The sequence below is a fragment of the Falsiruegeria litorea R37 genome (genome assembly GCF_900172225.1).
Classification (GTDB): domain Bacteria; phylum Pseudomonadota; class Alphaproteobacteria; order Rhodobacterales; family Rhodobacteraceae; genus Falsiruegeria; species Falsiruegeria litorea.
In genome coordinates this window covers 1,211,847-1,236,553 of record NZ_FWFO01000001.1, presented here as the reverse complement: position 1 = coordinate 1,236,553, position 24,707 = coordinate 1,211,847, and the positions used below count along the sequence as shown (strand labels likewise).

At 59.1% G+C, this 24,707-nt stretch carries 27 protein-coding genes; 15 read left to right on the top strand and 12 right to left on the bottom strand.

Features of this window, described 5'->3' with window-relative positions; translation table 11 throughout:
- Positions 1–3 precede the first annotated feature (3 nt).
- The 3 genes from TRL7639_RS06155 to TRL7639_RS06145 all read right to left on the bottom strand — a co-directional run bounded on the left by TRL7639_RS06155 (position 4) and on the right by TRL7639_RS06145 (position 2,089).
- Positions 4–666, bottom strand: coding sequence for a hypothetical protein (locus tag TRL7639_RS06155; protein WP_085794870.1), 663 nt, complete (start codon positions 664–666; stop codon positions 4–6).
- On the bottom strand, positions 663–1,253 hold the full coding sequence (locus tag TRL7639_RS06150; RefSeq protein WP_235820269.1) for a sigma-70 family RNA polymerase sigma factor: 591 nt from the start codon (positions 1,251–1,253) through the stop codon (positions 663–665). The genes TRL7639_RS06155 and TRL7639_RS06150 overlap by 4 nt, the downstream gene beginning before the upstream one ends.
- Before the next feature lie 242 nt (positions 1,254–1,495).
- Complete coding sequence (locus tag TRL7639_RS06145; RefSeq protein WP_085794868.1) at positions 1,496–2,089, bottom strand: hypothetical protein; 594 nt, start codon at positions 2,087–2,089, stop codon at positions 1,496–1,498.
- Positions 2,090–2,529: 440 nt separating this feature from the next.
- Between TRL7639_RS06145 and TRL7639_RS06140 the strand changes: the two genes are divergently transcribed.
- From TRL7639_RS06140 to modC, 4 genes are all read left to right on the top strand, one after another.
- Complete coding sequence (locus tag TRL7639_RS06140; protein ID WP_085796279.1) at positions 2,530–3,405, top strand: hypothetical protein; 876 nt, start codon at positions 2,530–2,532, stop codon at positions 3,403–3,405.
- Positions 3,406–3,501: 96 nt separating this feature from the next.
- A complete protein-coding gene (gene modA, locus TRL7639_RS06135) occupies positions 3,502–4,287 on the top strand; it encodes a molybdate ABC transporter substrate-binding protein (RefSeq protein ID WP_085794867.1) in 786 nt (261 codons plus the stop codon).
- A complete protein-coding gene (modB, locus tag TRL7639_RS06130) occupies positions 4,287–4,982 on the top strand; it encodes a molybdate ABC transporter permease subunit (RefSeq protein WP_085794866.1) in 696 nt (231 codons plus the stop codon). The genes modA and modB overlap by 1 nt, the downstream gene beginning before the upstream one ends.
- Positions 4,979–6,067, top strand: coding sequence for a molybdenum ABC transporter ATP-binding protein (modC, locus tag TRL7639_RS06125; protein WP_085794865.1), 1,089 nt, complete (start codon positions 4,979–4,981; stop codon positions 6,065–6,067). Before modB ends, modC begins: the two co-directional genes overlap by 4 nt.
- A gap of 17 nt (positions 6,068–6,084) precedes the next feature.
- On the opposite strand, the gene TRL7639_RS06120 is transcribed toward modC, so the two are convergent.
- Positions 6,085–6,342, bottom strand: a complete 258-nt coding sequence (locus TRL7639_RS06120) for a DUF2312 domain-containing protein (protein ID WP_207559642.1) — start codon at positions 6,340–6,342, stop codon at positions 6,085–6,087.
- A 156-nt stretch (positions 6,343–6,498) separates the two neighbouring features.
- On the opposite strand from TRL7639_RS06120, the gene TRL7639_RS06115 reads away from it, so the two are divergent.
- Positions 6,499–6,717 carry a hypothetical protein gene (locus TRL7639_RS06115; RefSeq protein ID WP_085794863.1) on the top strand — a complete coding sequence of 73 codons (219 nt, stop codon included), beginning with the start codon at positions 6,499–6,501 and terminating at the stop codon, positions 6,715–6,717.
- Positions 6,718–6,740: 23 nt separating this feature from the next.
- Here TRL7639_RS06115 and TRL7639_RS06110 read toward each other — a convergent pair whose 3' ends face one another.
- Positions 6,741–6,956 carry a hypothetical protein gene (locus TRL7639_RS06110; protein ID WP_085794862.1) on the bottom strand — a complete coding sequence of 72 codons (216 nt, stop codon included), beginning with the start codon at positions 6,954–6,956 and terminating at the stop codon, positions 6,741–6,743.
- A gap of 265 nt (positions 6,957–7,221) precedes the next feature.
- Here TRL7639_RS06110 and TRL7639_RS06105 point away from each other — a divergent pair, with 265 nt between their 5' ends.
- The 4 genes from TRL7639_RS06105 to TRL7639_RS06090 are packed head-to-tail and all read left to right on the top strand — an operon-like array spanning position 7,222 to position 9,416.
- On the top strand, positions 7,222–8,085 hold the full coding sequence (locus TRL7639_RS06105; protein WP_085794861.1) for an MBL fold metallo-hydrolase: 864 nt from the start codon (positions 7,222–7,224) through the stop codon (positions 8,083–8,085).
- A gap of 36 nt (positions 8,086–8,121) precedes the next feature.
- A complete protein-coding gene (locus TRL7639_RS06100; protein ID WP_085794860.1) occupies positions 8,122–8,550 on the top strand; it encodes a YeeE/YedE family protein in 429 nt (142 codons plus the stop codon).
- Complete coding sequence (locus TRL7639_RS06095) at positions 8,550–8,981, top strand: DUF6691 family protein (protein ID WP_085794859.1); 432 nt, start codon at positions 8,550–8,552, stop codon at positions 8,979–8,981. The genes TRL7639_RS06100 and TRL7639_RS06095 overlap by 1 nt, the downstream gene beginning before the upstream one ends.
- Before the next feature lie 9 nt (positions 8,982–8,990).
- A complete protein-coding gene (locus tag TRL7639_RS06090; RefSeq protein ID WP_085794858.1) occupies positions 8,991–9,416 on the top strand; it encodes a protein tyrosine phosphatase family protein in 426 nt (141 codons plus the stop codon).
- A gap of 4 nt (positions 9,417–9,420) precedes the next feature.
- Here TRL7639_RS06090 and TRL7639_RS06085 read toward each other — a convergent pair whose 3' ends face one another.
- From TRL7639_RS06085 to TRL7639_RS06065, 5 genes are all read right to left on the bottom strand, one after another.
- Positions 9,421–10,557: a FliM/FliN family flagellar motor C-terminal domain-containing protein gene (locus TRL7639_RS06085; protein ID WP_165759763.1), complete on the bottom strand. Its 1,137-nt coding sequence runs from the start codon at positions 10,555–10,557 to the stop codon at positions 9,421–9,423.
- 91 nt (positions 10,558–10,648) lie between these two features.
- Positions 10,649–13,327, bottom strand: a complete 2,679-nt coding sequence (locus TRL7639_RS06080; protein WP_085794856.1) for a sensor histidine kinase — start codon at positions 13,325–13,327, stop codon at positions 10,649–10,651.
- Positions 13,327–13,644 carry a hypothetical protein gene (locus TRL7639_RS06075; RefSeq protein ID WP_085794855.1) on the bottom strand — a complete coding sequence of 106 codons (318 nt, stop codon included), beginning with the start codon at positions 13,642–13,644 and terminating at the stop codon, positions 13,327–13,329. Before TRL7639_RS06075 ends, TRL7639_RS06080 begins: the two co-directional genes overlap by 1 nt.
- Positions 13,641–14,021: a response regulator transcription factor gene (locus TRL7639_RS06070; protein WP_085794854.1), complete on the bottom strand. Its 381-nt coding sequence runs from the start codon at positions 14,019–14,021 to the stop codon at positions 13,641–13,643. The genes TRL7639_RS06075 and TRL7639_RS06070 overlap by 4 nt, the downstream gene beginning before the upstream one ends.
- 86 nt (positions 14,022–14,107) lie before the next feature.
- The gene (locus TRL7639_RS06065) at positions 14,108–15,406 is read right to left on the bottom strand and encodes a helix-turn-helix transcriptional regulator (protein WP_085794853.1); all 1,299 of its coding nucleotides are present in this window, start codon (positions 15,404–15,406) and stop codon (positions 14,108–14,110) included.
- A 230-nt stretch (positions 15,407–15,636) separates the two neighbouring features.
- Here TRL7639_RS06065 and TRL7639_RS06060 point away from each other — a divergent pair, with 230 nt between their 5' ends.
- From TRL7639_RS06060 to TRL7639_RS06035, 6 genes are all read left to right on the top strand, one after another.
- Positions 15,637–16,983, top strand: a complete 1,347-nt coding sequence (locus TRL7639_RS06060; protein WP_085794852.1) for a substrate-binding protein — start codon at positions 15,637–15,639, stop codon at positions 16,981–16,983.
- Positions 16,984–17,117: 134 nt separating this feature from the next.
- On the top strand, positions 17,118–18,140 hold the full coding sequence (locus TRL7639_RS06055) for a branched-chain amino acid ABC transporter permease (RefSeq protein WP_085794851.1): 1,023 nt from the start codon (positions 17,118–17,120) through the stop codon (positions 18,138–18,140).
- A 4-nt stretch (positions 18,141–18,144) separates the two neighbouring features.
- Complete coding sequence (locus tag TRL7639_RS06050) at positions 18,145–19,353, top strand: branched-chain amino acid ABC transporter permease (protein WP_085794850.1); 1,209 nt, start codon at positions 18,145–18,147, stop codon at positions 19,351–19,353.
- Positions 19,354–19,364: 11 nt separating this feature from the next.
- Complete coding sequence (locus TRL7639_RS06045) at positions 19,365–20,120, top strand: ABC transporter ATP-binding protein (RefSeq protein ID WP_085794849.1); 756 nt, start codon at positions 19,365–19,367, stop codon at positions 20,118–20,120.
- 12 nt (positions 20,121–20,132) lie between these two features.
- On the top strand, positions 20,133–20,888 hold the full coding sequence (locus TRL7639_RS06040) for an ABC transporter ATP-binding protein (protein WP_085794848.1): 756 nt from the start codon (positions 20,133–20,135) through the stop codon (positions 20,886–20,888).
- Positions 20,889–21,024: 136 nt separating this feature from the next.
- A complete protein-coding gene (locus tag TRL7639_RS06035; protein WP_085794847.1) occupies positions 21,025–21,891 on the top strand; it encodes a glycosyltransferase family protein in 867 nt (288 codons plus the stop codon).
- Positions 21,892–22,025: 134 nt separating this feature from the next.
- Here TRL7639_RS06035 and TRL7639_RS06030 read toward each other — a convergent pair whose 3' ends face one another.
- Both TRL7639_RS06030 and TRL7639_RS06025 read right to left on the bottom strand, forming a co-directional pair.
- A complete protein-coding gene (locus tag TRL7639_RS06030; RefSeq protein WP_085794846.1) occupies positions 22,026–23,528 on the bottom strand; it encodes a class I adenylate-forming enzyme family protein in 1,503 nt (500 codons plus the stop codon).
- Complete coding sequence (locus TRL7639_RS06025; RefSeq protein ID WP_085794845.1) at positions 23,525–24,685, bottom strand: acetyl-CoA acetyltransferase; 1,161 nt, start codon at positions 24,683–24,685, stop codon at positions 23,525–23,527. Before TRL7639_RS06025 ends, TRL7639_RS06030 begins: the two co-directional genes overlap by 4 nt.
- Positions 24,686–24,707: the final 22 nt, after the last annotated feature.

Genomic DNA, 24,707 nt, shown 5'->3' with positions numbered 1-24,707 from the left:
GTCTCAATTCACAGGCAACACGAATTCAATAACATCGACCATAGCCCCCAGTTTTTCCATCAGCCCGTCGTTCTTTGGAAATGCCAGCTCATAAAACCCGTCCGCCGTTGGTCCCTTGGCTACCTGGCCCTGGTTGTCCTTTAGAAACATGTCGATGTCGGCCCAAGCGGCGTCAGAATTGAACTTGACCAAGACGCGCGCTGCGTCACTGATGACCTGCTGTTCTCCGGTTGCGGTCTGATATTGGTTCGTTTGCTGACTTCCTGCCATGTAGGAAACAACCCCTACTGCGGGCACCAACAATGCCATCATAGCTGCCGCAAACGCATAGGCGCGAGGTTTCGCAGGGAAAAGAACAGAAAGAAGCCGGGTCAGAGTGCTCTCACCTGTCTTGCGCATTTGTGCACTTGGCTCGGGCTTGGTTTGTTCGGCATGCAAGGCGGCCTTGAACCGTTCGGGCATCGAAATGGGGACCACTTCTTCGGACACCAAATCAATCACAGCGGCCTGATCTTCCAGCACAAGGTCAAACTCTCGCGCCAGTTCATCATCTTCAGCCAGGGCTTTTTCGACCTTACGACTGTCTTCACTGTCGAGCGTGCCATTTGCGTACCATGGCAGCAGCAAGGACAATTCTTGTCTTTCGATTTCGCTCAGAGTGCTCATGGCCACCCCCTATCAAGACCTTGCTTGGTCATTTCTGCGGACAGTTGTTTGCGTGCGTGAAAGGTCCTGGTTTTGGCCGTATTCTTTGGGATATCGAGGATATCAGAAACCTCTTCCATGGACTTTTCGTGGTAGTATATCAGTTCCAGGATGACCCTGTGATCATTCGAAAGGGATGCAATGCACCGCTTGATTGCGGCCCCTTTGTCCCGTTTCTGCGTGACCATTTCCGGATCATCTGCATCATCTTCCAGGGTATCCAGAATTTCTTCGGACTTCGAATGAACCGGCTTTCTTTTGCGAACTTCTGACAGGGCCTTGTATCTGGCCATCCCCAGAAGCCAACTGGAAACCTTGGAACGCCCCTCGTATGAAGAGGCCTTTTGCCAAACCTCGATGAAGACGTCATTTGTCAGGTCTTCGGCGGCAGCTGCGTCATTCACATATCGTCGGACAAAATGAAAAACCCGCTTATGGTACCGCTGATAAAGCACCCCTATCGCCTGCCGATCGCCATTGGCGACTTTCGAAAGCTGCCGCTGATCATCATCTGCTGACATTCTCTTCCTCGCCCGTATCCCTTTCATCACTGTAGCCGGGAGAGGCCGATAGGGCAAAACGGGTGTGAGGGATGAGTGTGCCAGGGTCAAGTTCACTGTCTGCAGTGGCGGCGTGGATTCGTTTCCCCGTCCACTCGGTTGATCACGCCGCCAGTCCTGTGACTGAGTTCGGCGTGATCTTGTGTCCGAGAGGCTAACACTTGAGGTTCCGGTTCGGTTTGTTCCATTCTTTGGATCATCAGACCGAACCTGAACGTGTGAACCCAGCATTACCGGTCGTTGCTCGTCACAGTGCGGCTGGTGCCATCCGGATTGTGGATGGTGATGAACGCGGTGGTCGGACGCGACGGGGTGGTTACGGTGCGGCTGGAGCCGTCCGAGTAGTGACGCGTCGCCGAGTCCGCGCGGCGGCTGGGGGTAGTAACTGTGCGGCTGGAGCCGTCCGGGTTGAAAATCCTGATGAACGGGTTGTTCGGACGTGCGGGGACGGTCACGGTGCGGCTGGAGCCATCGGGGAAGTGGCGCGTGGCGGAGTCTGGTTGGCGACTGGTGGTCGTCACAGTGCGGCTGGTGCCATCAGGATTGAAGATCGTGATGAAAGGGTTGCGGTTACGGTTGACCTGGCGCTGACCTACAACGCGACCGTTCTTAGTGCGTGTGACAGTCACCGAGTTTCCGCCATTGCGACCGCGAACCGTGGTGGTGGAACCGTCCGAGTTCTGGGTCGAAGCAGAGCTGAAGCGTCCCTCGCCACCTTCGCCGCCGCCTTCACCGGCGTGTGACATGCTGGCAGAAAGGCTGGTAACAACAATCGCCGCGGTCAGGGTGGACAGGAAAGTTTTGCTGAAAGTCGAAGTGAACATTTTGATCTCCGTAAGGTTTGGCCTGTCGGCTTGTTTGGTTGCGTTACGGTGATGTGTCGCTCCGGCCTTTGAAAAGGTTCAAACAAAACTGAAGTTTTTTTTGATAATCCCAACAGCGCATTGTTATTAAATGACATTTTCACCCATCTGGCAAAACTTCAAACTGTTCTATTTCCGCAATCCTGCCTGTGTGTCGGTTGGATCAAGTCCCTATGATTGGTCAAACAGCTGAGCCGAGGAGCAGGCCCCTAGCCGTGAGAGACAAATTCAAGGCTCATTTTCGAACCTGAGTACTAACTCAGCCATGAAACCCTACCTTGCCATTCCGACGTGGTTCGCACGCAGCAGGTCGTTCAGGCTTCCAACGCGTTTGACTGCGCACCGGCAACGCGTTAACTCATGAACAACCTTAGATGTTTTCACAGGCAGACCATACAGCAATGCAGATCATCCTTCACACCGGCGCTCATGCAACGGATGATGAGCGTTTGTTGAAATGCATGCTCTACAACAAAGAAGCGCTTGGACAACGCGGTATCGCGGTGCCGGGCCCCGGAAAGTACCGGAGCCTGCTGAAGGACGCATTTGCCGCAATGGAAACCGCCGAGCCATCTGGCGAGGCGCGCGACATTCTCGTCGATGCCATCCTGGACGAAGAGGTTGCCGACCGGCTGTTGCTTTCGAACGCCCATTTCTTTGGATCTCAAAGGTTCGCATTGGATGGCGATACTCTCTACCCCCTGGCCGACGTTCGCTTGCGCCAACTGCGTGAGTTGTTCAAGTTCGATCAGCTCGAGATTTTCATGGCCATTCGAAATCCGGCCGCCTTCGTACCAGCGATCCTGGCCAAGGCCTCTCCGGCGCGGATAAAAGATGTCATGGAAAACACCAATCCACTGAATCTGCGTTGGTCAGAGCTTTTCCAACGCATGCGCGCGGCAGCACCGGATATTCCCATTACCGTTTGGTGCAATGAAGACACCCCCCTGTTGTGGGGACAAATCATGCGGGACTTTGCCGGACTTGAACACGGCACCAAAGTAACCGGTGGGTTTTCGCTCTTGTCCGAAATCATGAGCAACGAGGGCATGACCCGCTTTCGTGGTTACCTGCACCAGCATCCGGAACTGACCGAGATGCAAAAACGTCGAGTCATTGCTGCTTTTCTCGACAAATACGCCATCGAAGACGAAGTCGAAGAAGAGTTGGACTTGGATGGTTGGACCGATGAATTGGTGGATGAGTTGACTGAAATCTACGACGAAGATGTCTTGGCCGTTCAACGTATTCCGGGCGTCACCCTAATTGCGCCTTGATCGCCGGGTGCTTGATTGATCCGTCTTGCTCTTGCATCTGGTTCAATTGGATTGCCATATTTGCGCGGCAAACCAGACAAGGATACAGGACAGACTATGGCCACCCCTCTGCGGCACGTTCAGCGTCTTGTTCTGGCCTGTGTGGCCGTGTTCACCACCTCACACATGGCGATGGCGCAAACCGTCACGGTCTTTGCCGCCGCAAGCTTGAAACCTGCCCTAGACGAAATAACCAAAAACTATGAGGCCGTTAGCGGTCACGATATCAACTTGTCCTACGCAGGAAGCTCGGCACTTGCCCGTCAAATTCAGCACGGTGCCCCTGCTCAGGTTTTCCTGTCCGCCAATACCACATGGATGGACGCGCTAGAGGCAAATGGCCTGCTGGCCGACGGCACCCGTCGCGATCTGCTAAGAAACCAGCTCGCGCTGATTGCGCGAGTTGGCAGTGATCTGGCGCTGTCCCCTGAACCAGGTGCTCCTTTTTCACAAGCCCTGGGTGATCATCGATTGGCCGTTGCTCTGACGCGCGCTGTACCTGCAGGGATTTACGCCCGAGAAGCGCTGACACACCTTGGCCTTTGGAATGATCTCCAGCACAAGCTGGCCCAAGCAGATAACGTAACCGCCGCCCTGAGGTTGGTTGCCTTGGGTGAAGCGCCTTTGGGCATCGTTTATGCCACCGACGCAACCGCAAACGATCAGGTCGAACTTTTGGGATTGTTCCCCGATGGATCACACAGCCCGATCGTATACCCTGTCGCTCTCACTCGAGAAGGCGATAGTCCCGAAGCGCGCGCTTTTCTTGAACATCTATCCTCACCCCAAGCCAGCGACACCTTTCAGACCCATGGCTTTGGTCTGGCCAAGGAAGGTCAATGATGGAATGGTTCGGTCCAGAAGAATGGCAAGCCGTGGCGCTTTCGCTCAAGGTTTCATTCTGGGCCGTAGTGCTGAGCCTGCCGTTTGGCGTCCTTACCGCCTATGCTCTTGCCCGCTGGCACTTTCGCGGCCATCAACTGCTCAATGGTTTGGTGCATCTGCCTCTGATCCTACCCCCAGTTGTCACTGGCTATTTGCTGCTACTGACGTTTGGGCGGCGCGGACTGGTTGGCGCGTGGCTGGAAGAGACATTCGGACTGATACTCGCATTCCGCTGGACTGGGGCGGTCCTGGCCGCTGCGATCATGGCCTTTCCCTTGATGGTTCGGGCCATTCGCCTGGCCATCGAAGCTGTGGATCCCAAACTAGAGCAAGCGGCCTCGACCCTTGGCGCCTCGCGCCTGTCGGTTTTCGCCACCGTCACATTACCCTTGATCCTGCCCGGCATAATCACGGGCGTTGTGCTGGCATTTGCCAAGGCAATGGGAGAGTTTGGGGCAACCATCACATTTGTCTCGAACATACCCGGCCAAACCCAGACTTTGCCGTCAGCGATCTACACTTTCCTGCAAGTCCCAGGAGGCGAAGGTCCTGCATTGCGGTTGGTGATCGTGTCCGTGATTGTGGCCATGGGAGCGCTCGTTGCGTCAGAACTGCTGGCCCGGCGGGCTAGAAATCGGGTGTCCGGCTCATGAGCTTATGCCTGACCATAAAGCACCAACTGGCCGATTTCGCTTTGGATGTCAGCTTTGAGGCGCCACGCGGCATAACGGCGCTTTTTGGTGCCTCGGGCACAGGGAAAACCAGCGTCGTCAATGCGGTATCGGGCCTTTTGAAGCCGGATCAGGGGCGTATCATCCTGGACGGTGAGCCGATTTTCGACACGGCGATGAAGATCAACATCCCCCCGCACAAACGCCGCCTGGGTTATGTCTTTCAAGATGGCCGCCTGTTTCCGCACCTGTCTGTACGCCAAAACCTGATGTACGGCGCACGCTTTGCCCCGCCGGACGCTGCTGGACCAACCTTTGACGAAGTCATCGAACTTTTGGGCATCGCCCCCTTGCTCGACCGCAGACCGGGACCGCTGTCAGGCGGTGAAAAGCAACGGGTTGCCATTGGTCGTGCCCTGCTTTCGCACCCACGCATGTTGCTGATGGACGAACCTCTCGCAGCGCTGGACAGCGCCCGCAAAGAAGAGATTTTGCCGTTTCTGGAAAAATTGCGTGAACAGACCGACATTCCCACGCTTTATGTCAGCCATTCGGTGGCCGAGGTCGCGCGTCTGGCCACGTCCGTCGTCATGCTGGACAATGGGCGGGTCACGCAGGCGGGCCCCGCCGAAAAAGTGCTGTCGGACCCGGCTACGGTGCGGCAGTTGGGCCTGCGGGAGGCGGGCTCTATTCTGCCCGCAACGGTTCACTTTCATCACCCGGATGGGCTGACCGAACTCAGCGTTTCCGGCGGGCGGCTGTTCCTGCCAAAAATTGACCAAGCCGAAGGCAGCGCAACCCGTGTGCGCATCCTGGCCCATGACATCATGGTCGCCGGAAGTTACCCCAAAGACATCTCGGCCCTCAACATCCTGCCGGGAGAGATCACGTCACTCCGCCAGGGCAGCGGACCCGGGATGATCGTGCAAATCAAATGCGGTGATGACTTCATCTTGGCGCGCATCACGCGCCGCTCGGCAGAATCAATGTCCCTGAAACCGGGTGCGCATGTTCATGCCGTTATCAAGGCGGTGGCCGTGGCGCGCGTGGATGTTGCCACGCGCTGACCCCGGACCAAGGGCAATCACATGCCCAAAGCTTCTTTGTACATTTCCAGAACCGCCTCTTCTTCGGCGATGTCGTCCTTGTCACGCTTGCGCAGGGCGATGACCTTGCGCATCACCTTGGTGTCGTAGCCGCGAGCCTTGGCTTCGGCCATCACCTCTTTCTGCTGCTCGGCGATGTCCTTTTTTTCGGCCTCCAACCGCTCCATCCGTTCGACGAACTGGCGCAATTCTCCTGCGGTCACGCGGTAGTTGGCTTCGGCCTGGGACTCTTCCATGTTCACTTCTCCGTCGATGTGCAATTTGAGGCGTCACGCGGGATACATCGCCCCCGCCCCTGCCGCAAGCACACATTGCCCCTGTCGCGGTCCGGGTTGCGCAAAAGGCGTCAATCCGCTAACCGCAACGCCGAAACTGACAATGATAGGTGCACCATGTTCGAATTGATTGTCTGGAGCGGTGCCGCGCTTTCGCTGGCTGGGCTTGTCGGCCTGATCTGGTGCATCCTGCGTGTGAACAAGGCGCGCAAAGCCGGGCTCAGCGACAATGAACTGCGTGCAGCCGTCCAAGGCGTGCTGCCATGGAATCTGGGCTCGCTGTTCTTGTCCGTGCTGGGCCTCATAATGGTGATCATGGGCATTTCGCTCGGGTGATCTGATGTGATCAGCCTGATCGCTCAGATCGGCATATTGTCGAAACGGGCTTCAATGGCCTCGTCACACAATGCAGCATCCAGCCGCTTGAGCCGCGCTGGAACATGCGTGCCGTTTGCGCGCAGATTCTCGATCACCTTGCTCAGCTTGGGTTGCAGCTCCAGCCGCAATGATGGGTTTGCGCCGTTCAACCGAGCCTCGATCTTTTCGGCTTGTTGCAGAAGTTCTTGATCTGACATTTCGGTCCTCCCCTATAAGTTGAATAAACCAGATTCGGGTAACAGGTATGTAAAATCGGTTCCGTTTGGACCATGCGCCTCCGATTGCCCAATTGCGCAGCACACCCAAGTGATTTGGCCCGATTTTGTGGCGATGCTAACATCCTTGGCGAACCCGGCGCCTTGACCCATCTCAAGTGCATAGTCGCAAATCCAACACCAAACCCTATTGCAACATATTCCATTGTCAATATATGATAAGGGAACATATCGCGGGGAGAGATCCATGACACCATTCGTGAAGGCCTTTTTCGACGAGGCAACATTCACCGTGTCGTACCTGGTGCGAGAGCCCGAGGGGCGGGCCTGTGCCATCATCGACAGCGTGCTCGACTATGATCAGGCCGCAGGGCGGACGGACACGTCTTCGGCGGATGAAATCATTCGCTATGTGCGTGACAATGACCTTAAGGTGGAATGGCTGCTGGAGAGCCATGTGCACGCCGATCATCTATCCGCCGCACCTTACTTGCAGGAACAACTGGGTGGTAAGATCGGCATCGGTCGCAACATCACAGTCGTGCAGGACACATTCGGAAAGGTGTTCAACGAAGGCACCGAATTTCAACGCGACGGCAGCCAGTTCGACGCATTGTTTCGCCAGGGAGACAGTTTCCACATCGGACAGATGCGCGGTGACGTGTTGGAAACACCCGGCCATACGCCTGCTTGTTTGACTTATGTGATCGAAGACGCGGCTTTTGTCGGGGACACGCTGTTCATGCCTGATTTCGGCACCGCGCGCTGTGATTTCCCCGGCGGTTCATCCGAAACGCTCTATCAGTCGATTCAGAAGATCCTGGCTCTCCCCGACGAAACCCGCATCTTTGTCGGCCACGATTACAAGGCACCAGGCCGGGATGAATTCGCTTGGGAGACCACAGTGGGCGAGCAAAAGGCGCTGAACATTCATATCGGCCAAGGTCGTCCAATCGAAGAGTTTGTCGAAATGCGCGACGCCCGCGACGCGACGCTGGCCATGCCGCGACTGATCCTGCCATCGCTGCAAGTGAACATGCGTGGCGGTCGCATGCCAGAGCCGGACGAACAAGGGGACGTCTTCCTCAAGGTGCCGATCAACAAACTTTGATCGATCACGAAACGCGCGAACGTTAGGGAAACAACAATGCCAATGGATTGGATATGGGGGCTGATCGGCGGGCTGCTGATCGGCACCGGCGGAGCGGTTCTGCTCTTGGGCAACGGCCGGGTGATGGGGGCCAGTGGCATCCTGGGCGGCCTTGTGGATCGGTCAGGTTGGAGCACAGCGGCCGAGCGCGCCGCATTTGTGATTGGGGTCATCGCGACGCCATTGCTGATGATCCAAATGCTTGGAGTGCAGGCCGACACGCATTTGACCTCGAACTGGGTCGTAGTGATTGCGGCGGGCCTGCTGGTTGGTGCAGGCACCCGGATCGCTAACGGCTGCACTTCGGGACATGGTGTTTGCGGCATCTCGCGCTTTTCGCTGCGTGGCTTCGTAGCAACCGTCTTTTACATCCTCGCGGGCGGACTGACGCTGGTTCTGTTCCGCCACATTCTGGGGGTGATCTGATGCGAATGCTGATTTCCCTTTTGTCGGGGTCTCTCTTCGGTGCTGGCCTTTTGCTGTCCGGCATGACCGACACAACCAAAGTCCAAGGGTGGCTTGATGTGTTTGGTGCTTGGGATCCGACGTTGGCCTTCGTCATGGGAGGCGCGATCCTGCCCATGCTTGTCGCGTGGCAATTGACCACCCGCAGCGCCCCACTGACCGGAGGCACTTTCCCCGATCTGCCGCGGCCCGAGTTGGATCACCGCCTGATCACCGGCTCGGTTCTTTTTGGTATGGGCTGGGGACTGGCGGGCCTTTGCCCGGGACCCGCAATGGCGTCGCTGACTTTTGGTGGCGCGGGTGGGCTGATTTTCATGCTGTCAATGCTGGCGGGCATGAGTTTTGCGCCAAAACTCGGCTCGCAACTGGACAGACTCGCTGCTGCCACATAAGAAAACGCCATGGATATTCGACCGATCACCGACCGCTATTCCGTCTCGCCGCAAATCTCGGTAGAGGACGTCCCTGCCATCGCCGAGGCGGGCTATACCAAAGTCATCTGCAACCGCCCAAATGTCGAGGTGCCACCAAGCCATCAGGCGGATGCCATCGAACAAGCGGTGCGCGCGGCCGGAATGGAGTTCGAGGTACTGGAACTGACCCATCAGACCATGACGCCGAACAATGTGGCCCGCCAACGCGAGATGGCGGATTGTGGATCAGGTAAGGTTCTCGCCTACTGCGCTTCTGGCACGCGCTGTTCGGTGGTTTGGGCCTTGGGCCAATGTCAGGATTTGGCACCGGACGAAATCTTGTCCAAAACCGCTGCGGCTGGGTATCAGCTTGACGGCTTGCGCCCTACGCTTGAGCAACTGCGCAAGGGCTGACCGCTCAGCCCGCTGTATCCAACTCATCTGACCCAGCAGGCAGCCCCGCAAGTTCCGAAATTTCAGCCACGGCCTGTTCCGGGCTGAGATGGGCAAAGTTTTGATCTGTTTCGGTCAGGGGGCGGGTTCCTGCGACCCTGCCCATGTCACCGCCGTCCAGGGTATCAGCTGCGACCTCGACACTGGACGAGTGTTCGATGATGTCCGGATCCACCAGTGTCAAAGGCGCCGTTTCGGGCGTGCCATGCTCGGAGAACCCGGCATCCGGGTTGGGTGGCTCAAGTTCCGGTAAGCGCTCGTTCAGTCGCAGGGCACGCATACCGCGGCACTGTCCCAATCGCCCGACGGCAATCTTTTTCCCTTCGATCGTCAGCACCTCGGTCTTATCCAGCTTGTCCCCGATCAACGGCAGCAAGTCCCCGGGCTGCATCCCCGCAAAGGCCGAAAGTGGAAGCTGCACGCGTGAGATTACTGCAGTGAGTTCGGCCCGCATAACCCCAAAGCTCTTCTCGAGCCCTGACATCTCAGAGTTCCCATCCAATGTCTCGTCGGCGGGTTCTGGTTGATCAGGCAAGATCAACGTGATCTGCCCTTGGGCCACGCCGCCGCCGATTTCGACGGTCAGATCAAACAGACGAAAACTCTCATATTCCAGCGACAAGATTAAGTTGCGCCGATCTTCGGCCCGAATTGCGTATTGATATCCGTCCAGACACAATCGATCCAGAACCGCCTCGCTCAGGTCCCGCGCACGGGGTAGAAATGCATCGATCAGCGGAGCGATCATTGCCGCATCCGTGCCGGTAAAGGCACGCTCGCCCTCTGGAACGGAAAAGACGGTGCCCATTGTCTGTTGTTGAATGACCGATGTCACGCACACCCGATCGAAACAAGCGGCCCCCAACAGCCCCTCTGGTCCTGACATCAGAACATACAAGCGATCCTGGGGAACGGTGTCCTGCAATCCATCCTGGGTGCGCCGACATTGTGTGGCCCCAATCACCGTCATCGACAAATCCAGCGTGTCCGCCGCCGCCCGAGCCAACCCCAGCCGCATCGCACGCAAGATCGAACGCGGTGCGCCCTGCCCCTCGTCGCGCGCCACAGCCAGTTTGCGCTGAATTGTTGTTTCTGTCTCCACGTTTGGTGGCATGAGCCCTGACCTGCCTTGTCGGTCCAAATGTCCAGTTCAGGAATAACGGCTAGGTGGTTACGAAGTTCTTTACACGCACCTATTGCGCAGCAAGTTGGTAACCCGAAGGGAAGCTCACGCGGAACGCTGCGCCCTGATGCCCATTGAGATAGGTGATATCGCCACCCAGGCGCTGCATGATTTCACGGCAAATGGCCAGACCCAGCCCCGCGCCCCCGGCCCGTTCGGCGCTGACGCGAGCAAATTTTTCGAACACCAGCTTACGGGAATCGCGTGGGATGCCACTGCCGTTGTCGATCATATCGACAACCACCTTGCCGCCAACCTCGTGCACGCGGATCGACAGTTCCGGAGCGGTCGCATCACAGTATTTGCGCGCGTTGGCGATCAGGTTGATGAACACCTGGGTCAACCGGTCCAGATCCGAATGCACCGGAACGCGTTCGTTCGTTTCATTGCGAAGAATACGCATGTCGCGCGAGGCCCCGGTCATGGCCGTGGACACAGCCCGGTCCAGAACCTCAGCCAGCATTCCCTCGCCCATGTTCAGGTTCACCTGCCCGTTTTCAAGCACGCTTAGATCCAGCAGGTCATCCAACAATCGCGTCAGCCGCAGCGCCTCGTCATGAATGATCGTGGCATAGCGCGTCTGCTCTTCGGGCTGCAGCCCTTCGGTGTCGCGCAGAATTTCCGAAAACGCCCGGATCGAGGTCATGGGCGTGCGCAACTCATGGCTCACTTGGCTCAGGAAATTGTCCTTTTGCAGCGAGATCTGTGTCAGCTTCTCGTTGGCTTCGCGCAGCTGATGCGCAGTGCGGCTGAGCTCATCCGACTTCGCCTCAAGCTGGCTGGAATATTCCAGCAACTGCGCCGATTCATCGGCCACGGCCAGAAGATCCTCGACCGAGACGGACGAGCCGCCCACGATCTGCCCGATCATCGCATGTGCCGTTGCAGCGCCAACAGACCCCGCCAACTCGCGCTCAAGCCGCTGCAAGAACATCGGTGTCGGTTCGGGCAAATGCCCGCGCCCGCCCTGGCGCTGTGCCTCGGCGTGAAAGAACACCTGCGCCTCGCGCGCGCCCAGGATGCGCTGCGACATGATCATCAGATCCTCGCTTTGGGCCACGGAGCCGACCCAGCCACGCGGACCAGCGGAATGTTCAAAGACATTGACGAATTGCGCCGCCTGCAACCGTTCGATGGGGCTGGGAAAGCCAAAGAGTGACACGACACAAAAAGCAGCAGCGTTGAGCGACAGGCTCCACATCACTGAATGCACCATCGGGTCCAACCCGTCGATGCCAAAGAGCGCCTGCGGCTTCAGCCAGCTCAAACCAAAAAGGCCATTTTCCATCACCGCCGCAGGCATCACCTCGCCCCCGATTCCTGGCAACAGCAGGGTATAAAGCCATAGCACAAAGCCAACCGTCAGCCCGGCCAAGGCACCGGTGCGCGTGGCCCCCCGCCAGAACAACCCGCCCACCAGAGCTGGAAGGATCTGAGCGATCCCGGCAAAGGCGATCAGGCCGATGGCCGCCAAAGCCGCACCACCACCCGACAGGCGGTAATAGAAATAGCCAAGCGCCATGATCACGGCGATGGACACCCGGCGCGCCAGCAAAACGATGGACCGCACATCACCCGACACCGACGCCCCCGAGCCCCGCGAGCTGAGCCAGATCGGCATTACGATGTGGTTCGACACCATGGTCGACAGGGCCATGGCCGCCACAATCACCATCGACGTGGCCGAGGAAAATCCACCCAGAAACGACAGCATCGCCAAACCCTGCTGTCCCTGAGACAGCGGCACAGTCAAAACAAACAGGTCCGGGTTCGCCCCTTCGGGCATCAGATCAAGCCCCACGACAGCGATGGGAATCACAAAGAGACTCATAAGAAGCAGATAAAGGGGAAAGGCCCAGGCGGCGGTGCGCAGGTGCCGCTCGTCATCGTTTTCGACCACCATCACCTGAAACATGCGCGGCAGGCAGACAAAGGCTGCTGCGGCCAGAAAGGTGATCGTCGCCCATCGGCCACGGTCGATGTTCCATTGCCCGATCTCGGATGCGTCAATGCGGGCCATCGTATCGCCAACGCCACCAGCAACCCCCCAGACAACAAAGATCCCCACGGCCAACAGGGCAATCAGCTTGACCACCGCCTCGATCGCCACCGCCGTGACAACGCCATGGTGGCGTTCGTTGGCATCCAGGTTTCGGGTGCCGAACAGAATGGCAAAGACCGCAAGCCCCGCCGCGACCCAGAACACGCTGGCAATTTCGTTGTAGGAATTGTTGGGGTCAGCTTCGGCAAAAATCGAAAATGACAGCGTGATCGACTGCAATTGCAGCGCAATGTAGGGCGTCACGCTGATGACGGCGAGAATGGTCACACAGATCGCCAGTGTGTTCGACTTGCCGTAGCGCGACGAAATCAGGTCCGCGATCGAGGTAACACGCTGGCTGCGCCCGACGCGCACCAACTTGCGCAGGCCCCACCACCAACCGATCATAACCAGGGTCGGGCCGACATAGATGGTCACAAACTCCAGCCCCGACCGTGCGGCGTATCCGACAGCGCCATAGAACGTCCAAGCCGTGCAATAGATCGACAGCGACAGAGTATAGATCAACGGGGAACGCAACCAGGTGCTGCGCCCCGTGGCCGCCAGTCTGTCAGCGGCAAAGGCCACCAGAAACAGCAGGGCCACATAGCCCAGGCACACCAACACAAGTACATTGAGCGAGGCCATCAGTCCGGCTCCGGTCCCGGCACATCCGAGCTGCGGCCCAAACGGCGCGCGCCGTATCCGAACAAGGCGGCCAGAACGATCAGCCCGGCCCAGACACCAAAGATATAGATGATGGCGGATGACAGGCTATAGGGTGCCTCGGTCTCGGCTGTGCCCGGCCACAAAAGCGGTACGGCAAACAGACCCGCGCCGATCAGCGGCAGCAGTCGGGCCGCATCCATCAGTCGGCGTCTGCGATAGCCTTGGCGTTCCAGAAACACCGGTGGATGAGAGACCTGACCGGGGTCGCCGGGGTCGTTCTCCGGCGCATCACTCATGTCTGCGTGGCCTGAGCGTGCAGATCCCGCACCGCCGTCAGCACTTCGGAGTTGGAAAACGGCTTGGTCATGAAACGGCTGACGCCCGCCTTTTCGGCCAAATCCCGGTCGCGGGATTGACCACGCGCCGTCAGCATCAGCACCGGCAACCCCTGCAAATCGTCGCGCGCGCGCAGTTCCGTCAGGATCTCCATCCCGCTTTTGCCCGGTAACATCACATCCAGAATAACCAGATCCGGCTTGGCGGAACTGATCACCTCGACCGCGTCTGTGCCGTCGGCGTGGGTTTCGACCTCCCACCCGTCGCGGATCAACAGAAAACGGATTGCTTCGGTGATGTTCGGTTCATCCTCGACCAACATTACGCGTCGGCTCATGCTTGCCCTTCCTCCCCAAAAAAGGCTCGGGGGATTGCCCCCGTCGCTGCGGCTTTGTTCAACTTAGCGCCGCCGTCACGGAACTGTCAAAACCCTTGTGACAGAATAGAGGGTTCGCGGCGTGCGCCACAGGCGTCACGGGGACACACGCGGCAGCTGCTGCCAACAGGTTGCGCATCTTCCCCCCCGGTTTGAGCCGCCGGCACCGGCAGGATCAACATGATCGAACGGTACACCGGATCGCGGTCAAAGCCCGGCATCTCTTGTGGCCAGGAAACGGCAAGGCAGTCGAACTCGCCTGCCGTGCGCCCCAATTGCGACACCCGCCTGCGGATCGGCACCAATGGTCGATTGAGCGCCGTAAAGAGTGGCCACAACGGGCAGCTTTCGCCATAGCGCGGCAAGGCAAATCCGGGGATCGATTTGCGAAACAGAATACTGCCAGACGCGTCACAGACCACCAGCCCCACGTCCTGAGGCAACGCGCCTTGCGGCAGGCTGGCAAGACGGCGGAACACGGCGGGCATGTCCACGTGAAATTCGCGCGACAGGGTCAGCGGGTCGATCCCGTGCCGTTCCACTGCCGCCATGAAATCGGCCAAGGGCATGGCGCGTGCATCGGCCAGATAGATGCTCAGCATCTCGCGTGCGATGGTTTGTGCGGCCGAGGACGACAACCCGCTCAGCTTCTGATCCCCAACGGCGCCTCCGGCCTCGAGCGCGGGGAAGTGATGGCCTTGTGCGGCAATAAAGGCCTCGGCCTCTTCCAGCGGAACACCACGCCGCTCTTCGCTGCTGTCGCTTTCATCAAGATAGGTCACCAGCGCCTTGGAGCTTTCGGCCAGACGCTCGGCATCCTGATTGATGTTGCGATGGAAGCGATCGCGCCATTCCGGCTCCAGCTCTCCGGTTTCGGCCAGAATCGACGCGGTCGAGCGGATGGCGGCAGCGGTTGACAGGACTTCGTGCAACGAGGCTGCCAGATGTGGGTCATGGGTCAGCCGGTCCGACAGCGTTTCTACCGTCCGCTCCAGCCCCCCGGCGCGGCGATGCTCTTGTGCCAGAACCTCTGCCCAACCGGGGAAACGGCCTGCGAACTCTTCGGCCCGGTCCACCTCGGCGGCGACGGCACCGGCATCTGCTGCCGCCTCTTTCAGTGTGGCAATCAACGCCGCCTCGGCCCCTTCGGTCAGCATCGAGGGTTCGACACCCAGCTCTGTGGCGATATTCACCAGCAATTTGCCGCCGATTCTGCGCCTGTTGTGTTCAATGAGGTTGAGATATGAGGCGGAAATACCCACCTGTCGTGCAAGATCTGCCTGACGCAAACCCGCGATCATCCTGCGCTCTCGTATTCGGCTGCCGGTCAGCGTGTCACGTGCCATGAGCGCCCCCAAGATATTATGTTGCCTTATCAATGGCTTTCTGCGGCGCGTCGTAATCTTTTTTACAAAGCACGCCATATTCCTGTGTATGAATTTACAGAATTATTGCGCAAAATAAAGGGTTTATTGCGCAATTTTCCAACCCCACCCCATACTTGATTTGCACGAATAGTGCCTGCGCCATGCGGAAGAGGAGCCGCCCGGTGCAAATCACGAAATGGGAGGAATGAATGACCAAATCTGATGTCACACGTCGTGGCGTGCTGAAATCCGGTGCCGTTGCGGGCGCTGGTGTTGCACTACCGACGATCTTTACCGCCTCGTCTGCGGCTGCTTACACAAACGAACCCACAGGCGGTTCTGTCACTCTGGGCTTCAACGTGCCGCAAACCGGTCCCTATGCGGATGAAGGAAACGATGAACTGCTGGCACAGCAGCTCGCGGTCGAGCATCTGAACGGCGAAGGCGACGGCGGCTGCCTGAACACCTTCACCTCGAAGGCGCTCAAGGGCAACGGCATCCTGGGCAAGAAGGTCGAGTTCGTCACCGGCGACACTCAGACCAAATCGGACGCAGCTCGCGCATCGGCCAAGTCGATGATCGAAAAAGACGGCGCGATCATGATTAATGGCGGCTCGTCCTCGGGCGTGGCTGTTGCGGTTCAGGGCCTGTGCCAAGAAGCAGGCGTTATCTTCATGGCGGGTCTCACACACGCCAACGACACCACCGGCAAGGACAAGAAGGCAAACGGCTTCCGTCACTTCTTTAACGCCTATATGTCGGGTGCCGCGCTGGCGCCGGTGCTGGCGGCCGAGATGGGCAAGGAACGTCGCGCCTATCACCTGACGGCTGACTACAACTGGGGCTGGACCCAGGAAGAGTCGATTGTGGCCTCGACCGAAGCCATGGGCTGGGAAACCGTGAACACGGTGAAAACCCCGCTCGCATCGACCGACTTCTCGTCCTACATCGCGCCGGTTCTGAACTCGGGCGCGGACGTGCTGGTTCTGAACCACTACGGCGGCAACATGGTCAACTCGCTGACCAACGCGATCCAGTTCGGCCTGCTCGACAAGGTCGTGAACAACAAGGACTTCAAGATCGTTGTTCCGCTGTATTCGGAACTGATGGCCGCCGGTGCGGGTGAAAACATCAAAGGCGTTCTGGGATCGATGAACTGGAACTGGCAGCTGCAGGACGAAGGCACCAAGGCATTCGTCAAGTCGTTCGGCGAGAAGTACGGCAAGCCGCCGTCAAACTCGGCTCAGACCTGCTATGCACAGGTTCTGCTCTATGCTGACGCGTGTGAGCGTGCGGGCACCTTCAACCCCTGTGGTGTTGCTGAAGCTCTGGAAGGCTTTGAGTTCGATGGTCTGGGCAACGGCAAGACGCTGTATCGTGCCGACGACCACCAGTGCTTCAAGGATGTGCTGGTTGTGCGCGGGGCCCTGAACCCGACCAACGCCTATGACACGCTGGAAATCGTCGAAGTGACGCCGGTCGAGCAGGTCACCTATGCGCCTGATCACCCGATGTTCGCCGGTGGCGACTTGGGCAAGTGTAATCCGGGCGCATAAGGTTCGCATGTGCGCCTGACGGTAGAACCCTGCCCCCTGAGCAGGGTTCCGCCACCCCCGGACCGAGGAAGGGGAGAGCCCCGGTCCGGGGGAAAATAACTAAGCCATAACCGGCCAACCCAAAGGTGGGGACAATGGACGCCATCCTGCTTCAAATTCTAAACGGGCTCGACAAGGGCTCGGCCTATGCGCTGATTGCGCTCGGGCTGACACTCATCTTCGGCACGCTTGGCGTGGTGAACTTTGCCCACGGGGCGCTGTTCATGATCGGCGCTTTCTGTGCCGTCACCCTGCAACGCGTGCTGAACCTGTCGTTCGAGACCATCGATGAGACACAAAAGGACTTTCTGGGCAATCCGCTGAAGGTCAAAACGCCTTATGTCGAGGCCTGGTTCGGGCCCGAGGCCGGGGCTTGGATCATCGACTGGGCCGTTCCGCTGGCGTTGGTCATTGCCATCCCGATCATGCTGCTCGTCGGCTATGTAATGGAACGTGGGCTGATCAAGCATTTCTACAAGCGTCCCCACGCCGACCAGATCCTCGTGACCTTTGGTCTGGCCATCGTCATGCAGGAAATCGTCAAGTATTTCTTCGGCGCCAACCCGATCCAGACACCGCCACCTGACGCACTGAACGGCGTTGCCAACCTAGGCGCGATCATCGGGATGGACATCGTCTATCCGGTTTGGCGCATCGTCTACTTCTGCTTTGCCACCCTGATCATCGGCGGCATCTTTGCCTTCCTCCAGTTTACCACCTTTGGGATGGTTGTTCGGGCAGGCATGGCCGACCGTGAAACCGTTGGACTGTTGGGCATCAACATCGACCGCCGCTTTACCATCATGTTCGGCATCGCCGCCGCCGTCGCGGGACTTGCGGGTGTAATGTACGGGCCGATCAATCCACCGAATTATCACATGGGCATGGACTTCCTGGTTCTCAGCTTCGTTGTGGTCGTCGTCGGTGGCATGGGCTCGTTGCCCGGGGCCGTGCTGGCAGGCTTCCTGCTGGGCATTCTGGAAAGCTTTGCCTCGACCACCTGGGCCACCACCACCATCCCCGGCATCAACCAGATCATTATCTATCTTGTCGCCATCGTAGTCCTACTCACCCGTCCACGCGGGTTGATGGGTCGCAAAGGCGTGATGGAGGAGTAAGGCCATGTTTGGTTTAGATAAAAAAGACACATCCCTTCTGATCGTCGTAGCAATCCTGACCTTGCTGGCGCCCTTCATCCTCAACCCCTTCCCGACCAACAGCGCCATGGCGCAGTTCAACGCGGGCTATCCTGACCTGATGCAGCGGTTCGTGATCTTCGGGATCTTCGCCGTGGGGTTCAACATCCTGTTTGGTCTGACCGGCTATCTGTCCTTTGGACACGCCGCCTTCCTGGGTGTCGGGTCTTACTCAGCCGTGTGGATGTTCAAGCTCCTCAGCTACAACATCATCCCGGCCATCGTTCTGGCGGTGATCATCGCGGGTCTCTTCTCGCTGCTGATCGGATACGTCAGCCTGCGCCGCTCGGGTATCTACTTTTCGATCCTGACACTGGCCTTTGCCCAGATGTCCTTTGCGCTGGCCTATTCGGTGCTGTCGAACCCCAAGTTCAACCTGACCAACGGTGAAACCGGCCTGCAGGTTTACAACGATGACCCGCAGATCCTTCAGGGTGCAAACGCACCTGACCTGCCGCATCTGTTTGGCCTGTCGATGAGGTCGACCTATACGCTGGATATCGGCCCCTGGGCGTTCGACTTCAACGCGGGCTATTATGTCTGTGCTATCATCATGATGGTTGCATTCTACATCGCGATCCGCATCTTCCGCTCGCCGTTCGGCATGATGCTGCGGGCGGTGAAGTCGAACCAGCAGCGGATGAACTACACCGGGCTCAACACCCGCCCCTACACTCTGGCGGCCTTTGTGATTTCGGGCATGTACGCCGGTCTGGCCGGTGGCCTGATGGCCGCGATGGACCCGCTGGCAGGGGCCGAGCGCATGCAGTGGACCGCGTCGGGCGAGGTTGTCTTGATGACCATCCTCGGCGGTGCCGGCACGTTGATCGGCCCGGTTCTGGGCGCAGGTTTCATCAAGTATTTCGAGAACATCTTCTCGAAGATCAACGACAACGTCCTGCACGGTTGGTTCGCCTTCCTGCCTGATGGGCTTGAAGATTTCGTGGTCACCATCATCCACCCCTTTGTGGGCAAAGGCTGGCACCTGACACTGGGCCTGATGTTCATGATGGTTGTGATCTTCCTGCCGGGTGGTCTGGTCGAAGGTGGCCAACGTCTCGCAGCCTGGGTGCGCCGTAAGCGCAGCAAGGGCAGCGATGACGAAACCACCGGCAAAACCGAACCTGCGGAATAAGGAGACGCATCATGGGCATTCTTGAAGTCAAAGGCGTCAACAAACGGTTCGGTGGCCTGCAGGCCCTGGGAGACGTGAACCTGAGCGTGGCCGAAAACACCGTCCACGCGATCATCGGCCCCAACGGGGCGGGCAAATCCACCCTGCTCAACTGCTTGGTGGGCAAGCTGATCCCCGACACCGGCTCGGTCATGTTCGACGGGCAGTCCGTGCTGGGCCGTGCGCCGTATGAGATCAACCAGATGGGCATTTCCCGCGTGTTCCAGACGCCTGAGATCTTTGGCGATCTGACGGTGATGGAAAACATGATGATCCCCTGCTTTGCCAAACGGGACGGGGCGTTCGAACTGAACGCCATGCCCTCGGTCGGCAGCCAGAAGGACATCATCGAACGGGCCGAAAGCGTGCTTGAGGACATGAACATGGCCGACAAGCGGCACATGCAATCCGCCTCGCTGTCGCGCGGGGACAAACGGCGGCTTGAGATCGGCATGTGCCTGTCTCAGGAACCCCGCCTGCTGCTGCTGGATGAACCCACCGCTGGCATGGCACGCGCGGACACCAACAACACCATCGACCTGCTCAAGCAGATCAAGGACGAGCGCGACATCACCATCGCCATCATCGAGCATGACATGCATGTGGTGTTCTCTCTGGCCGAGCGCATCACCGTTCTGGCGCAGGGCACGCCGCTGGTCGAAGACACGCCGGAAAACATCAAGGGCCATCCCAAGGTGCGCGAAGCGTATCTGGGTGAATCGGCGTAAAGGAGAAGATCAATGAACGTCAAACCGGACTTTTCCAAAAACGCCAATCAGGCCACGACCGCTCCGGCGTTTCTCTCGGTCTGGGACATGCATTCGTACTATGGCGAAAGTTATATCGTGCAGGGCATTTCCTTTAATGTCCACGAGGGTGAGATCCTGGCCCTGCTGGGGCGCAACGGGGCTGGCAAAACCTCAACCCTGCGCTCGATTGCACGACTTGGCGACCCCGAGGTGCGCCAGGGCGAAATTTGGTTGGACCACCAACCCTTGCACAACATGGCCAGCTACGAGGCGGCGTCTGTCGGTTTGGGCCTGGTGCCCGAAGACCGCCGCATCATCCCCGGCTTGACGGTCGAGGAAAACCTGCAACTGGCCCAGATTGCCCCGCCCATCGGCTGGTCACTGGATCGTCTGTATGACCTCTTCCCTCGCTTGGGCGAACGCCGCAAACAAGAGGGCGTGACGCTGTCGGGCGGTGAACAGCAGATGTTGGCCATCGCGCGCGCCTTGGCGCGGGACATCAAGGTGCTGCTGCTGGATGAACCTTACGAAGGCCTGGCACCCGTGATTGTGGACGAGATCGAAAAGACCCTCATCCACATCAAGGAACAGGGCATGACCACTATCATCGTCGAGCAGAACGCAGTGCGCGCGCTGGAACTGGCCGACCGCGCCGTGATCCTGGATACAGGCGGCATCGTCTTTGACGGATTGGCCGCCGAGGTTCTGGAAAACGAAGAGCTGCGCGCCGAATATTTGGCGATCTAAGGAACACTCCCCGTCGCACGGATCACTTCGTGTGGACACCTGTCTGGGTCGGCCCTGCTTGGGTCGACCTCTTTTTTTGCCGCTCGCGGTCGAACAAACAGTTCCAAAACACCAACAGGGCGCGTTAAATGCCGCCATGAAGATTTGCGCGATCACAATGGTTTACCGCGACTACTGGGCCCTGGCGCAGTGGTATGCACACTACGGGAAACATCTCGGCCCCCAGAACCTCTATGTGGTCTCGCACGGCCCGGATCCCGAGATCGGCCGTCTGTGCCCCAAGGCCAGCGTCATCACAATCCCCCGCGACGGATTTGCCCACTTCGACAAAAGCAGAAACCGAATGCTCAACAGCATCCAGCAGGGTCTGGCCGAGGTCTATGATTGGGTGATCCGAACTGATGCGGACGAATTGATCTGCCTTTCGCCGGATCTGTACAGCAGCTTCGAAGATCTCTTTGCCCGCCAAGACGCAAACGCGCTGTTTTCGCTTGGTCTGAACATCTGCGAAGAGCTCGACGATCCCGTGCTGTCCCAGGACGCCCCCGCTTTGGCCTCGCGCCGCAGCGCCGTCTTTTCCGGCCACTACAGCAAGGCCTGGGCCGTGAGAAAACGGGTCGGCTTGATGCGTCACGGGATCGAGGTGCGCCCGCGTTTCACTGCGAATTACCCCTTTGTCATGCCCCGCGGCGTCTATCTGGCGCATCTGAAGTTTGCCAACACATCTGCGCTATCCGCAGCTAATCACGTTCGCCAGAAAATCGCCAACTCCGGCGAACGTGGCCTTCCCGGAGCCGCCTGGAAGGATCCCGGTGCCGAGAACCGCAAGTTCTTTGCCATGATGGAGAGCCTGCCCCACCAGGACTGGAGCCAGGCGGAAGCGGCGGCCTATGACCTGCTCAGCCAAAATCCTCTCCGTGACACCGAAAAAGGGCTGATCCGCGCGCGCAGCATCAAGGGCGAAGTGAAAACAACACTACCGGATTGGTTTGCAACGGCGTGATCCACTGCTGCTGGCAGATACAGCCTCATTCTGCGGTGACGCGCCGAGCCGTCAGGCGAGGCGCGCGGCCCAACGCCGCAAGGGCCCGTCAGGGCATGCCGCGGGGGCGGGAGCGGTCCCCTCCCTCGGAACGCTCAGCCTTCGAACCGCTTGCGCAGCTCGGTTTTCAGCACTTTACCATAGTTATTCTTGGGCAGCTCACTTAAGCGCAGGTAATCCTTGGGGCGTTTGAACCGGGCGATGCTGTCGATGCACAGCCGGTCCAATTCCTCAGGATCTGCCGTCCCCACAACAAAGGCCACAACCTCTTCGCCCCACTCTGCATGCGGACGCCCCACGACCGAGACCTCCTCCACCAGCGGATGGGCCAGCAACACCTCCTCGACTTCGCGTGGGTAGACATTCGACCCACCCGTGATGATCAGATCCTTGGAGCGATCCTGCAGGGTGACATAGCCGTCTTCATCCATGAACCCCATGTCCCCGGTCATCAGCCAGCCATCCAACAACGTCTTGGCATTTGCCGCCTCGTTGCGCCAATAGCCGGGCATGACCACATCGCCGCGCACCATGATCTCGCCCACCTCGCCCCGCGGCACTGGCTTGCCTTGTGCATCGCCAACGCGCACCTCGACCGGGGCTTGTGCGCGGCCCACGCTTGCCAACCGTTCGCGCCAGCGAGGATGATCCCGATCCGCCACATCATGCCGCGACAGGGCGGTGATCCCCATCGGGCATTCGCCCTGGCCATAGATTTGAACAAAGATGGGCCCGAAATGCGCGACCGCGGCCGTGATATCGGCCACATACATTGGCCCGCCGGCATAAACTACGGTACGCAGCCCCTCTCCGCTCTCGTTCACGGCCCGCGCCACATCCGTCAATCGTTTGACCATCGTGGGCGCGGCGAACATCTGCACTCGGTCGACCTGGCGCGCCAGGTCGAAGATTTCTGCCTCGTCAAACCCGCCCGACGCCGGGCAGACATGGCGCGCGCCCACCAGAACATGCAGCATGGCATAAAGCCCGGCACCGTGGCTCATGGGGGCGGCGTAGAGAATGCTGTCCTCGCCCGACGCTGCGTCGACATCGGTGAAATAGGCCAGCGACACGGCGATCAGCATGCGGTGCGTGATCATCACGCCTTTGGGCTTGCCCGTCGTGCCCGATGTATAGAACAGCCAAGCCAGATCTTCCGGAGCGCAAATCGCGGACTCTGGCACCGGTTCATATGCCAGCGCGTCTGCATAGGTCGCAGCGCTGATGTCGATCAGCCGCGCCTTTGTCCCTGCCGCTTCCAGGCTTTCTGTCAGCCCCGCAGACGTAAAGGCAAACCGCGCCTCTGAGTTGTCGACAATATACGCCGCCTCGCGCCCGTGCAGTTTGGCGTTGATCGGCACAGCGGCAGCCCCCGCGTACCAAATGGCATAAAGCGTGATAAGGTAGTCCGGGCCGTTCTTCATGAACAGCGCCACGCGATCCCCCGGCTCGACGCCTTGCGCCAGTAACCACCCGGCAAGGCACGCGGCCCGGTGATGAAACTCGCCATAGGTGGCCACCTGCTCTGTCCCCAGAAACAACGCAGGCCGATCAGAGCCCACCTGCGCCTGCCGGTACAGCCACGCACCGATGTTCATGCCTTGATGCCTTCGAGCACGGACGCGTAGTTCGCCACGCCCGACCCACCCATGTTGAACACCAGCCCCAACTCGGCGCCCGGATGCTGCATTGCATCCGCCTGCCCCAGCACCTGCCGCGCGATCAACGTATGCATTGACACCCCCGTGGCCCCCACCGGATGCCCCTTGGCCTTGAGCCCGCCTGACAGGTTCACCGGCAGCTTGCCGCCTGCATGGACCATGTCGCCCTCAAGTACATCCGCCGCGTGGCCATGCCTCGCCAGCCCCATCGCCTCGTAAATCAGCAACTCAGCAATGGTGAAGCAATCATGCACCTCAGCCACGTCCAGGTCATTCACGGTGATGCCTGCGCGGTCATAGGCCTGATGGATCGCCCGTCGTGGCCCTTCGAACGCAAGCACGTCGCGCTGTGACATCGGCATGATGTCGTTGACCTGGGCCACCGCACGCATTTTCACCGCCTTGGACACGTCGCCCAGCAGATCATCCGACACCAGCACCAACGCCGCCGCCCCGTCTGAGACCAACGAGCAATCGGTCTTTTTCAAAGGTGCCGCGATGATCGGGTTGCGGTCCGACACTTCGGCACAGAACGCCTCGTCCATCGGCTTTTGTAACTGCGCCAGCGGGTTGTTCACCGAATTTCCGTGGTTCTTGGCCGCGATCTTGGCCAGCGCATGCGTATGGTCCCCGTATTTGTCGAAATAAGCCTGCGCGAACATGGCAAAGACGCCCGGAAAGGACAGCCCCGCCTCTTCCTTCTGATAGGCCGCGTGGCCAAGCGCCGCTGCCACCTCGGGGGTCGGCAAATGGGTCATCTTTTCGACCCCGATCACCAGCGCTGCCCTGCATTCCCCGGACAGGATCGCCTGCCGCGCCGCAAAAACTGCGGCCGAGCCCGAAGCACAGGCGTTTTCCAGTCGTGTCGCGGGCTTGAAGCGCAACGCCGGATCAATCGACATGGCCAGAGACGAAGGAAACCCATCGCCCACAAGCCCGGCATTGAAATGCCCGACCCAAACCCCGTCGATCACATCCGCCCCTAGGCCCGCGTCCTGCAACGCCTCACGCCCGGCGGCCACAATCATGTCTTCGACCGACATATCGGTCAGTTTGCCAAACTTCGTATGGCCCCATCCAACAATGTTTACCACGTCTCTCTCCGCAATCTGTTAT

Coding starts and splice junctions, on each gene's coding strand:
- TRL7639_RS06155 (WP_085794870.1), bottom strand. CDS start 666: ATGAGCACTCTGAGCGAAATCGAAAGACAAGAATTGTCCTTGCTGCTG.
- TRL7639_RS06150 (WP_235820269.1), bottom strand. CDS start 1,253: ATGAAAGGGATACGGGCGAGGAAGAGAATGTCAGCAGATGATGATCAG.
- TRL7639_RS06145 (WP_085794868.1), bottom strand. CDS start 2,089: ATGTTCACTTCGACTTTCAGCAAAACTTTCCTGTCCACCCTGACCGCG.
- TRL7639_RS06140 (WP_085796279.1), top strand. CDS start 2,530: ATGCAGATCATCCTTCACACCGGCGCTCATGCAACGGATGATGAGCGT.
- modA (WP_085794867.1), top strand. CDS start 3,502: ATGGCCACCCCTCTGCGGCACGTTCAGCGTCTTGTTCTGGCCTGTGTG.
- modB (WP_085794866.1), top strand. CDS start 4,287: ATGGAATGGTTCGGTCCAGAAGAATGGCAAGCCGTGGCGCTTTCGCTC.
- modC (WP_085794865.1), top strand. CDS start 4,979: ATGAGCTTATGCCTGACCATAAAGCACCAACTGGCCGATTTCGCTTTG.
- TRL7639_RS06120 (WP_207559642.1), bottom strand. CDS start 6,342: ATGGAAGAGTCCCAGGCCGAAGCCAACTACCGCGTGACCGCAGGAGAA.
- TRL7639_RS06115 (WP_085794863.1), top strand. CDS start 6,499: ATGTTCGAATTGATTGTCTGGAGCGGTGCCGCGCTTTCGCTGGCTGGG.
- TRL7639_RS06110 (WP_085794862.1), bottom strand. CDS start 6,956: ATGTCAGATCAAGAACTTCTGCAACAAGCCGAAAAGATCGAGGCTCGG.
- TRL7639_RS06105 (WP_085794861.1), top strand. CDS start 7,222: ATGACACCATTCGTGAAGGCCTTTTTCGACGAGGCAACATTCACCGTG.
- TRL7639_RS06100 (WP_085794860.1), top strand. CDS start 8,122: ATGCCAATGGATTGGATATGGGGGCTGATCGGCGGGCTGCTGATCGGC.
- TRL7639_RS06095 (WP_085794859.1), top strand. CDS start 8,550: ATGCGAATGCTGATTTCCCTTTTGTCGGGGTCTCTCTTCGGTGCTGGC.
- TRL7639_RS06090 (WP_085794858.1), top strand. CDS start 8,991: ATGGATATTCGACCGATCACCGACCGCTATTCCGTCTCGCCGCAAATC.
- TRL7639_RS06080 (WP_085794856.1), bottom strand. CDS start 13,327: ATGGCCTCGCTCAATGTACTTGTGTTGGTGTGCCTGGGCTATGTGGCC.
- TRL7639_RS06075 (WP_085794855.1), bottom strand. CDS start 13,644: ATGAGTGATGCGCCGGAGAACGACCCCGGCGACCCCGGTCAGGTCTCT.
- TRL7639_RS06070 (WP_085794854.1), bottom strand. CDS start 14,021: ATGAGCCGACGCGTAATGTTGGTCGAGGATGAACCGAACATCACCGAA.
- TRL7639_RS06065 (WP_085794853.1), bottom strand. CDS start 15,406: ATGGCACGTGACACGCTGACCGGCAGCCGAATACGAGAGCGCAGGATG.
- TRL7639_RS06060 (WP_085794852.1), top strand. CDS start 15,637: ATGACCAAATCTGATGTCACACGTCGTGGCGTGCTGAAATCCGGTGCC.
- TRL7639_RS06055 (WP_085794851.1), top strand. CDS start 17,118: ATGGACGCCATCCTGCTTCAAATTCTAAACGGGCTCGACAAGGGCTCG.
- TRL7639_RS06050 (WP_085794850.1), top strand. CDS start 18,145: ATGTTTGGTTTAGATAAAAAAGACACATCCCTTCTGATCGTCGTAGCA.
- TRL7639_RS06045 (WP_085794849.1), top strand. CDS start 19,365: ATGGGCATTCTTGAAGTCAAAGGCGTCAACAAACGGTTCGGTGGCCTG.
- TRL7639_RS06040 (WP_085794848.1), top strand. CDS start 20,133: ATGAACGTCAAACCGGACTTTTCCAAAAACGCCAATCAGGCCACGACC.
- TRL7639_RS06035 (WP_085794847.1), top strand. CDS start 21,025: ATGAAGATTTGCGCGATCACAATGGTTTACCGCGACTACTGGGCCCTG.
- TRL7639_RS06030 (WP_085794846.1), bottom strand. CDS start 23,528: ATGAACATCGGTGCGTGGCTGTACCGGCAGGCGCAGGTGGGCTCTGAT.